The 13,922-nt window shown below is 29.9% G+C and carries 15 protein-coding genes; 6 read left to right on the top strand and 9 right to left on the bottom strand.

All coding sequences use genetic code 11. The annotated features are described in order from the left end of the window. The first annotated feature begins 112 nt into the window (after positions 1–112). The 4 genes from tolA to ybgF are packed head-to-tail and all read left to right on the top strand — an operon-like array spanning position 113 to position 3,375. Entirely contained in the window at positions 113–838 is a 726-nt protein-coding gene (gene tolA, locus KEC37_RS00435) for a cell envelope integrity protein TolA (RefSeq protein ID WP_223139657.1), read from the top strand. Positions 839–854: 16 nt separating this feature from the next. After that, positions 855–2,141 (top strand): Tol-Pal system beta propeller repeat protein TolB, encoded by a 1,287-nt coding sequence (gene tolB, locus KEC37_RS00430; protein ID WP_223139656.1) that lies wholly within the window; start codon positions 855–857, stop codon positions 2,139–2,141. Between the two features lie 32 nt (positions 2,142–2,173). Further along, positions 2,174–2,695, top strand: a complete 522-nt coding sequence (pal, locus tag KEC37_RS02940) for a peptidoglycan-associated lipoprotein Pal (RefSeq protein WP_223139655.1) — start codon at positions 2,174–2,176, stop codon at positions 2,693–2,695. An 11-nt stretch (positions 2,696–2,706) separates the two neighbouring features. Further along, on the top strand, positions 2,707–3,375 hold the full coding sequence (gene ybgF / locus KEC37_RS00420; protein ID WP_223139654.1) for a tol-pal system protein YbgF: 669 nt from the start codon (positions 2,707–2,709) through the stop codon (positions 3,373–3,375). Positions 3,376–3,390: 15 nt separating this feature from the next. On the opposite strand, the gene KEC37_RS00415 is transcribed toward ybgF, so the two are convergent. The 6 genes from KEC37_RS00415 to KEC37_RS00390 are packed head-to-tail and all read right to left on the bottom strand — an operon-like array spanning position 3,391 to position 8,722. Then, positions 3,391–3,963 (bottom strand): UbiX family flavin prenyltransferase, encoded by a 573-nt coding sequence (locus tag KEC37_RS00415; RefSeq protein ID WP_223138704.1) that lies wholly within the window; start codon positions 3,961–3,963, stop codon positions 3,391–3,393. A gap of 37 nt (positions 3,964–4,000) precedes the next feature. Further along, entirely contained in the window at positions 4,001–4,483 is a 483-nt protein-coding gene (locus tag KEC37_RS00410; protein ID WP_223138703.1) for a CvpA family protein, read from the bottom strand. A gap of 24 nt (positions 4,484–4,507) precedes the next feature. Further along, the gene (gene folC / locus KEC37_RS00405) at positions 4,508–5,815 is read right to left on the bottom strand and encodes a bifunctional tetrahydrofolate synthase/dihydrofolate synthase (protein WP_223139653.1); all 1,308 of its coding nucleotides are present in this window, start codon (positions 5,813–5,815) and stop codon (positions 4,508–4,510) included. Positions 5,816–5,850: 35 nt separating this feature from the next. Further along, complete coding sequence (accD, locus tag KEC37_RS00400) at positions 5,851–6,720, bottom strand: acetyl-CoA carboxylase, carboxyltransferase subunit beta (protein ID WP_223139652.1); 870 nt, start codon at positions 6,718–6,720, stop codon at positions 5,851–5,853. Between the two features lie 37 nt (positions 6,721–6,757). Then, on the bottom strand, positions 6,758–7,534 hold the full coding sequence (truA, locus tag KEC37_RS00395) for a tRNA pseudouridine(38-40) synthase TruA (RefSeq protein WP_223139782.1): 777 nt from the start codon (positions 7,532–7,534) through the stop codon (positions 6,758–6,760). Between the two features lie 51 nt (positions 7,535–7,585). Continuing rightward, positions 7,586–8,722, bottom strand: a complete 1,137-nt coding sequence (locus tag KEC37_RS00390) for a 4-phosphoerythronate dehydrogenase (RefSeq protein WP_223139651.1) — start codon at positions 8,720–8,722, stop codon at positions 7,586–7,588. A 64-nt stretch (positions 8,723–8,786) separates the two neighbouring features. On the opposite strand from KEC37_RS00390, the gene pgl reads away from it, so the two are divergent. Next, a complete protein-coding gene (gene pgl / locus KEC37_RS00385; RefSeq protein WP_223139170.1) occupies positions 8,787–9,788 on the top strand; it encodes a 6-phosphogluconolactonase in 1,002 nt (333 codons plus the stop codon). A gap of 31 nt (positions 9,789–9,819) precedes the next feature. Here pgl and metK read toward each other — a convergent pair whose 3' ends face one another. After that, on the bottom strand, positions 9,820–10,980 hold the full coding sequence (gene metK, locus KEC37_RS00380; protein WP_223138699.1) for a methionine adenosyltransferase: 1,161 nt from the start codon (positions 10,978–10,980) through the stop codon (positions 9,820–9,822). 105 nt (positions 10,981–11,085) lie between these two features. Between metK and KEC37_RS00375 the strand changes: the two genes are divergently transcribed. Then, the gene (locus tag KEC37_RS00375; RefSeq protein ID WP_223139650.1) at positions 11,086–11,694 is read left to right on the top strand and encodes a riboflavin synthase subunit alpha; all 609 of its coding nucleotides are present in this window, start codon (positions 11,086–11,088) and stop codon (positions 11,692–11,694) included. An 89-nt stretch (positions 11,695–11,783) separates the two neighbouring features. Here the strand turns inward: KEC37_RS00375 and groL are convergent, their stop codons facing one another. After that, positions 11,784–13,436: a chaperonin GroEL gene (gene groL / locus KEC37_RS00370; protein ID WP_223139649.1), complete on the bottom strand. Its 1,653-nt coding sequence runs from the start codon at positions 13,434–13,436 to the stop codon at positions 11,784–11,786. A 65-nt stretch (positions 13,437–13,501) separates the two neighbouring features. After that, positions 13,502–13,795: a co-chaperone GroES gene (locus tag KEC37_RS00365; protein WP_223138696.1), complete on the bottom strand. Its 294-nt coding sequence runs from the start codon at positions 13,793–13,795 to the stop codon at positions 13,502–13,504. Positions 13,796–13,922 lie beyond the last annotated feature (127 nt).

Raw genomic sequence — 13,922 nt, 5'->3', positions numbered from 1 at the left:
TAAAAAATTTAATAAAGAGAACTACTATGCATTAATTCTATCGATATCTTTACATTGTATTTTGTTTCTTATCATTAACATTAATCAGAATGCAATAAATAGAACAATACCAATGAAAGATTATAATTATCTCAATATGCATACAATCCTCTTAAATCAAGAGGATATCTTAATAAAAGATATCTCTCAAGATAATCATAATAAAAAAATAACAGAACCAACCCCAACCAAAGTCCAAACAATCTCTACTCCTCCCCCATTTTTAAAACACTCTTCGGTGAAATATTCATCGAAGAATTTTAATAAACGATTAATAAAAGAAAAAGACGGTAGAATAGAAAAATTAAATAAAAAAATAGTCAACGATAAACAATATAGTCATCATAATCATCTTCTATCTAAAAGAAATCCTAAAAATAACACCCTAATGACAACATCAATGAAAAAAATGGTTTCGGATATAAATCTCGAAATAGAAATCAATGCAATATTAAATAAAGTAACCAGAACTCAGACCAATCAAATCGATTGCGTTGTTTCCAATAATAGTCAATCTATTCCCGCCCATTGTCATGAGATTAAAGTTTATAAGGAAAAAATTATTCAAGCCATTAGTGAAAAATTTTACGATGCAGATAATTATAGAGGTAAAACTTGTAATTTCAATATCCATTTATCTCCTGATGGAAAATTAGACTATATCACTGCGGTGAGTGGTGATCCCGAATTATGTCAAGCCGCTATTACATCGGCAAAATTATCCAATCTTCCTAAAATAACTCATCCTAAATTATACGATGTATTTAAAAATACAATACTAACATTTTCTCCAGAATAAATTTAAGATTAAGATAATGCAAAGAATTTTCACCTTCACTTTTACTTTTTTTCTAATTATATGGATTTATTTTGTTTATGCGGAAGTACATCTTGAAATTAAGCATGGTATAAATACCATTCATTCTATTGGTATTATGCCCTTTCATTGGGACGGGTGTGGAGTGAGGCCAGAGAACATTGACATTGATAAAATTATTATAGATGATTTACATAATAGTGGAAAAATTCGTACTATTATTGTTGATAATATTAAGAACTATTCTGATAAAGTCGATATTTTGGTTAGTGGAAAAATAAAGAGTGAGAATGATGGTAAAAGATATCTACTTTTCTATAAAATTTTAGATGTGTATGGTAAAATATTGTTACATAATCATTATCATACGGATAAATCAGGATTACGTTTGACTGCACATACTATTAGTAATGATATATTTCAAAATTTAACTGGTATTAGAGGTGCATTTTGTACACGTATTGCTTATATACGTCGATCTATGGATGATGAGAACCATAGATATTTATACCTTCTCTGTATTGCGGACTATGATGGTTATAATCCTAAGATTATATATCGTTCTACGGAACCATTGATGTCTCCAGCTTGGTCAGCAGATGGAACAAAATTAGCCTATGTAATCTTTAAAAAAGATCGTTCATCGATAGTAATACAAAATTTAGTTAATAGATCTATTTCTCCAGTGACTAACTATCCTTGTCATAATGGGGCACCTACTTTCTCACCGGATGGAAAAAAATTAGCTTTCGTATTATCAAAAAGTGGGACTTTCCATTTATATGTTATGGATTTATATTCTGGATATATTGATCAAATAACCCGTGGATATAGTAATAATACTGAACCTAGTTGGTTTCCAGATAGTCAAACTCTCGCTTATACTTCTGATCAAAGTGGAATACCTCAAGTTTATTTAATTAATATTAACAAAAAAGAATGGAACAAACGTTTAACATGGAATCCCGTTCATAATCAAAATCCTAAAGTGAGTTATAATGGGAGATTTATTATTATGGTAAATAGAAACGCAGAGAAACAACAAAACATTCTCAAAATGGATATTCAAAGTGGTCAAACGTTTCTTTTAACAACAGATAAAAATATAGATGAAAACCCTAGTATATCACCTAATGATACTATGGTTGCTTACAGTTCTATTGATAATCAATGCTCGAAGTTATGTATTATTTCAATAAACGGGCAATATAATAAAAATTGCCTGGATAGTAGTGAGAGTAGTAAAGGGAAGATAACTTTCCCTACGTGGTCACCCTATTTATAAATTATAAATAATGTTTAGGATTAGGAAATATCATGCAATTTGATTCGAATTTTTTTAAAGTATTTTTTTTAATAGGAGTCGTCTGTACATTGACGGCATGCCGTTATCCAAGATATACTGTTTCTCATACAAGAGCTTATGATCCCAATAGTACTAGTACTCCTCATCAATCTCAATATCAATCTCAATATTGGAATGAGATAACTCGATTTAATATACAGGAACTAAAAAGAGAGAATACTATTTTTTTTGATCTCAATCAATATTCAATCAAATTTGATTTCTTTCCTATATTGAATAAACATGCTAATTTCTTACTTAATCATCCTTTTTGTAAAATACTCATAGAAGGTCATACCGATGAACGCGGTACTTCGGAGTATAATATTGCCTTAGGTGAGAAAAGAGCTAATACGATAAAAATGTATCTACAGGGAAAAGGCGTCTCATCTAATCAACTCATGATTTTATCTTATGGAAAAGAAAAACCTCTTGCACTAGGACATGATGAGAAGTCTTATGCGCAAAATCGTCGTGCCGTATTAGTTTACTAAAGTTTACTAATATGAAAAAAATTTTTTTATTTCTTCCCTTCCTTTTTTTTATTTTAATTAGTTGGAGGAGCGCATACGCTTCTCATATACGTATGGATTCTGTAGCTCCCCCCATACGACATCTCCACATCGTGAAATCCATAATAGAAGAACGTATGGATAAAATTGAAGTGATGGCGCATGCTCATGCAGAAATGTTAATGCAATTTCAACAATACTTATCAGAAACCCAAAGTGAGATGAATATACTGCGTAATAAAATAGAGCAGAATCAATATTTCTTATCTAAAATCAAAGAGGATCTAAATAGTGAGAGTCTTTCTTATAAGAAGGCCGTATCCCTAATGCATGAAAGAAAATATATTCCAGCTATAGAAGCATTAAAATCTTTTATTCATGATCATCCTCATTCTAGCTATCAGCCTATGGCTCATTACTTTTTAGGTCAAATTTATTCTAATATAGGAAAAAAAGATGATGCATTATACTTTTTTGCATTGTTGGCTAAAAAATATGCGTCTTCTCCCCAAGTACCTGACGCTTTATTAAAAGTAGGTATATTAATACAGGAAAAAGGACAGAAAGATCAAGCTAAAACAATTTATAAAAAGATAATGCAGTTCTATCCTAATACCGATTCCGCAAAAAAAGCACGGTTACAGCTATCTCAATTAAATTAAATCTTAAGCAAGAGATTAGCGCGCTCCTTGCCAACGTTGAAATAGATCATGAGGTAAATCAATATTTAACTGATCTAGTATCCTATTCACTGTTTGATTAATAATATCACTTAATTTTTGAGGTTTATAGTAAAATGCGGGCAAAGGTGGCATAATAATCGCACCTAATTTTGCGGCAGTAGTCATAAGTGTCAAATGCCCAATATGTAAAGGTGTTTCTCTTACACATAAGAGTAATTTACGTTTTTCTTTCAATATTACATCTGCAGAACGAATTAAGAGATTATTACTATAACTATTGACAATACCTGAAAGAGTTCGAACAGAACATGGTACAATTACCATCCCAATAGTTTTAAAGGAACCCGAACTAATATTTGCCGCGGTATTATTATTATCATGTACGAATTCCGCTAATCTTGTTATTTCTGATTTAGTGAAAGACGTTTCTATTTCTAGTGTTTTTAAACCAGAATCGGTTAAAATTAAATGTACTTCAATATCTTCTAATTTATTTAGTACTTGTAATAAACGGACACCATATATAGCTCCGCTCGCTCCACTAATACCCACAATAAAACGTTTCATTTTATTTTTTCCAATAAGTCAAATCATCATACAATATTTATTTTTCAAACATAATCCATCTATCAAATAAATAAAAATTTAATCGATTAATTCTAGTAAATTTAGGAATTAAATCGGATTGTATCCATTCTTTATTTTGGGAAACATCCATAAAAGTTTCAATAAGACATAATCCTATCGAAATAATAAAAATGCCTTTAGCTATACCAAAAAATAGACCGAATATTCTATCAATACTAGAAAGACCTGCTCTATCTATAATTTTTTTTATTAAGGAATATATAGTTATTCCAATAATCATTGTTGATAAAAATAAAAAAATACTTGCAAGTCCATTTTGAATAAATTTATCATTAAAATGATTAAAATAAATAGAAAAATCATTATAATAGTATATAGAGATATACAGTGCACATAGTAGAGATACTAAAGATAATAACTCTTGTGTGATCCCTCGAATTAAACTTTTAATAGAAAAGAATATAATGATAAAAATAATTAAAGAATCGATCACATTCATAAAATTAGTAAAGTAAAAAATAGATTAGTGATTAATAGATTTTATTATTTCTGATACAGTATGGAAAGATCCATAGACCACTATACAGTCTTCTAATGAGGTATCTTCTTTTGCTTGGTTCCATGCACTAATTACATCATTAAAGAGATGCATATTTTGATTATTTCTTTTTATTTTTTTAAGATAAAAAGCAAGTTGATCAGAAGTAGCTCCACGTGGATGATTTAAAGTTGATAAATACCATGTTGAGACATAATCGCCTAAAGCAGAGAGGGTGCCCAAAATATCTTTATCAATGAACATTCCTACCACTGCAAAAATTTTTCCTACTATATTCATTTTTTCTAACTGTGTTTTCAAAAAATGTGCTAAATAATTAGCTGCATGTGGATTATGAGCAACATCTAATAATATTAATGGTTTATATTCTATAATTTGCAATCTTCCCATTAAGAAGGTATTAGATAAACCATATTGAATTGCATTTTTAGATATTCTAAATGGTAAACAATCTAAAGTAGCTAATGCAGTAGCTGCATTAGCCAATGGTATATTATTCTTAGGATATGGTAATATTTTTCTATTATTATATTGATCTTTCCACCAATACCAGCAAGATTTATCGACTTCTTTAGCAAAATCCCAACTCCAATTTAAATCACAAGCAAACATCTGTGCACCAATTTCTTTTATAGCTATATCTAATGATTGTGGTCTATCTTTCTCACCAATAACAGCTAACTTTCCTTTTCTAAAAATTCCGGCCTTCTCTTTAGCTATGCTATTACGATCCAAACCCAGCCATTTAGTATGGTCTAAAGCTATAGATGTTATTACTGATACATCTGCATCTATAATATTAGTGGCATCTAAACGTCCACCCATTCCTACTTCAAGAATAACAACATCTAATGGAAATTTTTTAAAAATATTTAGCGCTGATAAGGTACAAAATTCGAAATAAGTTAATGAAATTTTATCTCTATTTTTATCAATTTTGTAAAGAGATTCTTTATGTATAAATTCTGAAAGTGTCTCTCCTTGTATACGTACTCGTTCAGTATAATTTATAAGATGAGGTGAACTATAAACCCCTACTCTAATTTTATTAGCTATTAATATCTTTTCAATAAGACAACAAGTAGTACCCTTCCCATTGGTACCCGTTACAGTAATAATTATAGGAGCTGGATAGAAAAGATCTAATTTTTCTGCAATTAGACGAACTCTATCAAGGGAAAGATCGATAGAGTTATGATGTATATTATTTATATAGATTAACCATTCTTTTAATGATGAATCAATTGTGATATATTCATTCTTAATTTTCATGGAAAATATTGTTTCCTAATTTTATCAATAACATATTATTTCTCTTCTATTTTAGAAAAATTAGTTAATTTTGCTATTAAATTGGCAATACGTAAACGTATTTCAGGACGACGAATAATAATATCTATCACCCCTTTTTCAAGTAAAAATTCACTACGTTGAAATCCTGCAGGTAATTTCTCACGTACAGTCTGTTCTATCACACGTGGTCCAGCAAAACCAATTAATGCTTTAGGTTCTGCAATATTAATATCACCTAACATTGCTAAACTAGCAGAAACTCCTCCCATAGTAGGATCAGTTAAAACTGAAATATAAGGTAATCTATGCTCTCGTAATTTAGATAAAGCAGCACTAGTTTTAGCCATTTGCATTAATGATATTAATGCTTCTTGAACACGTGCACCTCCACTAGCAGAAAAACATATCAATGGACATTTATATTGAATGGCATTCTCAACCGCATAAACAAAACGAGTTCCTACCACAGAAGACATCGAACCACCAATAAAGGCAAATTCAAAACACGCTACAACTATAGGCATACTATATAATGTTCCACGCATCACTATAAGTGCATCTTTTTCTTTAGTTGCTTTTTGTGCAGCTATTAGACGATCTTTATATTTTTTTAAGTCTTTGAATTTTAAAATATCTTTAGGTTCTAATTCACTTCCAATTTCTAAACTACTTTCTCTATCTAGAAAAGAAGCTAAACGTAAACGAGCATTCATACGCATATGATGATCACACTTTGGACATACTTCCATATTACGTTCTAATTCTGCACGATATAGTATTTGATAACAACTATCACATTTTGTCCATATCCCTTCAGGAATATGAGTTTTATTACGTATTGGAGAAATATTTTTTTTACTTAAAATGCGTTCAATCCAACTCATTAGTATTTAACCTATCTAATAATAAATCTAATAGTTTCTATAATATAAAAAAATTTTCTTTTTTTCTAGATGGAATTTCAAAATGAGCTGGATAATCAACCTCAAACAAATAAAGTCCTTCTGGATATGCAGGAATAGCATCCATTGGTCTTTTCTTAGAGTATAAAATTTTCGCAATATAACTTTCTGGTTTTTTCCCAGAACCAATCTCAATAAGACAACCTATAATATTACATACCATATGATATAAAAAAGAATTGGCTTTAATATCAATAATAATATATCCTCCATTACGATTAATTCGAATATGAAATATATTTCTGTAGGGAGTATTAGACTGACATTTTGCAGAACGAAAAGCAGAAAAATCATTTTCTCCTAGTAAACACTGTCCAGCTTTTTCCATAATTTTTTCTTTTAAAAAAAATGGATAATATGCAACTTGATTAGAGAATATTGCGGAACGTATTTTTTTATTATATATTATATATAAATAACGTCTTGCAACGGCACTAAATCGAGCATGAAAATAGGGAGAAACTTCTTTTACCCAAACTACAGCAATATCTTTTGGTAAATACGTATTGACTCCTCTAATCCATGCTGATATTTTTCTGTTAGAATATGTTTCAAAATGGATAACTTGTCCAATAGCATGGACTTTTGCATCCGTACGACCAGCACAAGATATAGTAATGGATTCATTAGCAATAGTAGATATAGCTTTTTCAATACAAGCTTGAATACTTAGCTTATTATTTTGCTTTTGCCAACCACAATAAGTATTTCCATTATATTCAATACCTAATGCCATTTTATTAATTTTTTTATCAGACACTCTTACCTCTTAAATAAAATTTTTTTATTAAATAATACAAAAACCTAAAGAAGCAAGTTTTTCTTTATTCAAATTTATATCTGTTTTAATACATAAGGAAGACCATTCTCGACGATTGTAATAACTTTTACGTATATCATCAAATCCTCCAGAAGAAGCTAATTGACGAAGTTTAATATCATCATATTCTGGATTGTATAATATGTGTGCTAATTTACATAAGTCTTTTTCTTCTAAAATATTATGTAAATAATATATTTTATTTTGGTATTCTGGTAAATATGAATAGTAGTCTAATATTGATTTCTTTATAGGATTTGGTTGATTAATAAAAGAAAGGTAGTCATTAAATATTTTAATTATACTTCGTATTTTACTTTCAATAGTGTAACCAGCAACATGTGGTGTCCCAATATCTATTTGATTAAGTAATGGAATAGATATGTTCGGTTCATTTTCCCAAACATCTAAAATAACATTTAATAATTTACCTTTTTCTAAAACTTTAAGAAGTGCTCTTTGGTCTATTATAGATCCACGACAAGTATTAATTAATATACGTTTTTCTGGTAATGTAGATAAAAATTCTTCATCTATTTTATGCCATGTGGCATATTTTCCAGTATAGGTTAATGGGATATGAAATGTTAATATATCTGATTCAGAAATGATTTTTTCTAATGAAGACCAATTACCAGATACTCCTAATTCTTCTAAAGGTGGATCACATAGTAGTGTATGAATTCCTAGTATTTTTAGTTTTTCATATAAAACACGTCCAATATTACCAACACCTATAATTCCAATAGTTTTCTCACATAAAAAAAAATTATCTCTTTTTGCTAACCATAAAAGAACAGACAATACATATTCTACGACTGCAATTGCATTACAACCCTGAGCGACAGCAAAAGAAATACCAGATTTTTCTAGCCATTCTTTATCTATATGATCTGTTCCTGACGTAGCTGTACCAACAAATTTTACTTGACTATCTTGTAATAAAGTACTATTAACACGTGTTACAGATCGAACTATTAAGGCATCAATTCCTTTTAACATTTTTGCTGAAATATTACGGCCTGGAATATATTGAATATTACCAAATCCAGAAAAAATAGTTTTGGCATAAGGAATATTTTCATCTACAAGAATATTAACCACTTAGTACTCCAAATTTATAATTTTTTGTATATAAAATATGTAAAATAAGTTATATTTATAATATATGAAAAAAATAATCTATATATCTAATCCTGAAAGTCAACAAATATATGTTTGGAAAATCAATACGGAACATAATACTCTGACTCTAATACAAATTGTTGATGTACCTGGAAAAGGACAACCTATTACAGTTCATCCAAATAAGAAATATCTTTATATTGGAATATATCCCCAATATAGTATTGTTAGTTATTATATTGATAATAATGGATTATTACATCAAGTTGGGATAGTTCAAACCTATGGGAAACCCACTTACTTAAGTACAAATTTAGAAGGAACTATCTTATATTGTGCATCTTATAGTAAAAATTCTATTAGTGTATATCCAATACAAAAAAATAGTCTTCCTTCTTATGCTATTAATACTCTTTATAATATAACTACTTGCCATTCTGTTAATTTTGATTCTATTAATAAAATAATATGGGTTCCTTGTCTAAAAGAAGATATGATTAAACTATTTTATATTAGTAAATCGAAAGATGAATATTTAATTAATACTAATTCAAAAAATATTTATCTTCCATTAGGTTCAGGTCCTCGACATATGGTATTCCATTCTAATGGAAAATATGCCTATGTTATTAATGAATTAAATAATACAATTTGTGTTTTTAAAATTGAAAAAGAAATACCTAAAATTATACAAATAATAGATTTTATTCCTAAAAACTTTATAGGAAAATGTTGGGCAGCAGATATTCATATAACATCTGATAATCGTTGGTTATATTGTAGTGATCGATCTACAAATACTATTTACTATTTTAATATATCAAAGGAGGGTGATCAATTATTTTTAGTTGGTTGTCAAAAAACGGAAAAACAACCTAGAGGTTTTAATATTGATGATAGCAATAATTTTTTAATTGTAGCTGGTCAAAAAAGTAATTGTATTGCTTTCTATAAAATTAATAGAGAAAAAGGTAATTTAGTATTAATATCACGCTATAAAGTTGGAATCGAACCAATTTTTGTATGGATATTAACTATAGAATAAAAAAATTAATAACATCTGTGATAAAAAATAATTATTCTATTTTTAATCCAGCTGCATCGCGTAATAATAGTGCTTTATCTACTTTTTCCCAAGGAAATTTTTCTCTACCAAAATGTCCATATGTCGCAGTTTCTCTATAAATAGGATTTAGTAAATTTAACATAGATATGAAACCATAAGGACGTAAATCAAAAAAATTTTTTATTAATTTTATTAAAATATGATCTGAAATTTTACCTGTTCCGAACGTTTCAATAGATAAGGATAGAGGTTCAGCTATACCAATAGCATAAGAAACTTGTATTTCACAACGACTAGCTAATCCAGCCGCTACTATATTCTTTGCTATATATCTCATACCATACGCAGCAGAACGATCAACTTTAGAGGGATCTTTTCCTGAAAAAGCTCCTCCTCCATGCCTAGCCATTCCTCCATAAGTATCAACGATAATTTTTCTGCCGGTTAAACCACAGTCCCCCATTGGACCTCCTATAACAAAACGTCCTGTTGGATTAATGTAAAATTTTGTATTAGATAAAATCCATTTTTTTGGTAAAACCGATTTCACTATTTTTTCAATTATTGCTTCTCGAAGTAGTGATAATGAAATATCTTCAGTATGTTGAGTAGAAAAAACTACAGTATCTATACCTACTATTTTTCTATTTTCATAAATAAAGGTAATTTGACTTTTAGCATCTGGCCTAAGCCAAGGCAATATCCCATTCTTACGTAATTGAGATTGTTTTTCTACTAAAAGATGAGCATAAGTAATAGGAGCTGGCATTAATACATCCGTTTCATCTGATGCATATCCGAACATTAATCCTTGATCTCCTGCACCTTGTTCTAATAAATTAATACGATTAATTCCTGAACAGATATCTACAGACTGTTTTCCAATGATATTTAATACAGCACAAGAATTAGCATCAAATCCCATATCTGGATGAGTATAACCAATATCTTTAATTGTACTACGAACTAATTCTTCAACATTAATATAACTATTAGTTGTAATTTCTCCTCCAACTAATACCATACCACTTTTTATATAAGTCTCACAGGCTACTCGAGCAGTAGGATCTTGAACTAAAATAGAATCTAGAATAGTATCGGAAATTTGATCTGCAATTTTATCAGGATGACCTTCAGAAACCGATTCTGATGTAAATAAATATTGATTCATTATGTTAATGCCATATTTGTTAAAAGGAATTATTATCCTAATTTTACTTTTTTATAAAAGTAGTTAGAATATTTTTATAATAAAATTAAAAAAAAAGGAAGATCAATGTTTACCGGAATTGTTCAAGATACTTTACCTGTTATTGATATAAAAAATGAAATAGATTATCGAACACATATTCTGAAATTTACTAATAATTTATTATCCAATTTATCATTAGGTGATTCTGTTGCACATAATGGATGTTGCTTAACTGTTTCTAATATTATAGATCATTATGTAGAGTTTAATATAATAAAAGAAACACTCAAATTAACTAATCTAGGTCTTATAAAAATTAATGATACGGTTAATATAGAGCGAGCTGCAAGTCTTAATAAAGAAATTGGGGGACATGTAATGTCGGGTCATATTATTTGTACTGCAAATTTAATAGATATTTCTTACTCCAAGCATAGTAGACGTATCTGGTTTAATTTACAAAATAGTGATATAATCAAATATATTTTTTATAAAGGTTATATAGGTATTGATGGGATTAGTTTAACAATAAATGATATCAAAGATAGTAAATTTTGTGTGGATTTAATTCCAGAGACTATACGTCGCACTAATTTAAGTAAAAGAAAAATAGGCGAGATTGTTAATATTGAAATTGATCAACAATCTCGTACAATAGTTGATTCTATCGAACGTTTTATAAAGAAAAATTAAAATTCTAATAGAAAGAAAGAACCCCCTTAAAGGGTTCTTTCTATTTAAAAAATTTAAATACAAGTATTCTAGTATTGATGATATAAATATTACATCATACCACCCATACCTCCACCCATACCTCCAGCACCCATTCCTGCACTACCTAAATCGGATTTCTCTTCTTTTGGAAGTTCAGTAATCATGCATTCAGTAGTAATCATCAATCCAGCAATAGAAGCGGCATATTGAAGAGCCGAACGAGTAACTTTAGTTGGATCAAGAATACCCATTTCAATCATATTACCGTATGTTTCAGAAACAACATTATATCCTATATTACCCTCGCTAGATTTTACATTATTAGCAATGACGGAAGGTTCCTCTCCGGCATTTTCAACTATTTGACGTAGAGGTGCTTCCATAGCACGACATGCTACTTTAATACCAACATTTTGATCTTCATTATCACCACGTATATTTCTAATACTATTAGCAGCACGAATTAAAGCAACACCACCTCCAGCAACTACCCCTTCTTCAACTGCAGCTCGAGTTGCATGAAGTGCATCTTCTACACGAGCTTTTTTCTCTTTCATTTCAACTTCAGTAGCAGCACCTACTTTGATAACTGCAACACCTCCTGCAAGTTTCGCGATGCGTTCTTGAAGTTTCTCACGATCATAATCTGAAGAAGCTTCTTCACGTTGTTGATTAATTTGTGCAACACGATTATTAATGGAAATTTTATCACCAATACCATCTATAATCGTTGTTGTATCTTTGGTAATGACAACACGTTTAGCTTGCCCCATATCTTTTAACGTGGTTTTTTCTAAATCTAAACCAATTTCTTCAGAAATAACTGTTCCAGCTGTTAAAACTGCAATATCCTGTAACATAGCTTTACGTCTATCTCCAAATCCAGGAGCTTTAACAGCAGCAACTTTTACAATACCTCGCATATTATTAACTACTAATGTAGCTAATGCTTCCCCTTCAACATCTTCAGCAATGATAAGTAAAGGTTTATTAGATTTAGCAACTGATTCTAAAACAGGTAACATTTCTCTAATATTTGAAACTTTTTTATCAATTAACAAAATAAAAGGATTATCTAATTCAACTGATCCAGATTCTGGTTTATTAACAAAATAAGGAGAAAGATATCCACGATCAAATTGCATACCTTCTACAACATCTAATTCATCTTGCAATCCAGAACCTTCTTCAACCGTTATAACTCCTTCTTTTCCTACTTTAGCCATAGCATCAGCTATTAATGCACCCACTGTTTCATCGGAATTGGCAGAAATAGTACCTACTTGAGCAATAGCTTTTGAATCTTCACAAGGAGAAGATAATTTACGTAACTCCTCAACGGCAGCAATAACAGCCTTATCAATACCTCTTTTTAAGTCCATAGGATTCATTCCTGCAGCAACAGCCTTTAGACCTTCATTGACAATAGACTGCGCAAGAACTGTAGCAGTGGTAGTCCCATCACCTGATGCATCATTAGCTTTTGATGCAACTTCTTTAACCATCTGTGCACCCATATTTTCAAACTTATCTTGTAATTCTATTTCTCGAGCAACAGAAACCCCATCTTTAGTAATTACAGGTGCTCCAAAAGATTTATCTAATACTACATTACGTCCTTTAGGACCTAAACTAACTTTTACTGCATCTGCAAGAACATTTACACCTCGTAGCATTTTAGCTCGAGCTTCACTACCAAACTTTACGTCTTTAGCTGCCATATCTTTTTCCTTTCAGTTTCGAATTGAGAGAAATAATCAAGTGAATTTATATATTTATTTACAAATTACTTTTCGACAACTGCTAAAATATCACTTTCAGACATAATTAAAACTTCATCATTATCAATTTTTTCAGTTTTTACTCCATATCCATCATTAAAAATAACAATATCTCCAACTTTTACATCTAAAGATTTAACTTGTCCATTTTCTAAAATCCTCCCTTTTCCTACTGCAAGTACTTCTCCACGGGTGGATTTACCTGCTGCGGATCCTGTTAATACAATTCCTCCAGCAGATTTAGATTCAACTTCTTTACGCTTCACGATTACACGATCGTGTAGTGGACGAATTTTCATTGAAAGCCCCCTTGATAAGAAAAACCCATATTTTAGTGGTACTTACCACAAATACTATTTCCAAAACAGTATCAAACAGTATCATGTGAGATTCCATAACGCCAAAGATGGGGACATTCATCAATGC

Origin of the sequence: Candidatus Schneideria nysicola, assembly GCF_019923565.1 — a bacterium.
GTDB lineage: Bacteria > Pseudomonadota > Gammaproteobacteria > Enterobacterales > Enterobacteriaceae > Schneideria > Schneideria nysicola.
This window is presented reverse-complemented; position numbering and strand designations above follow the sequence as displayed.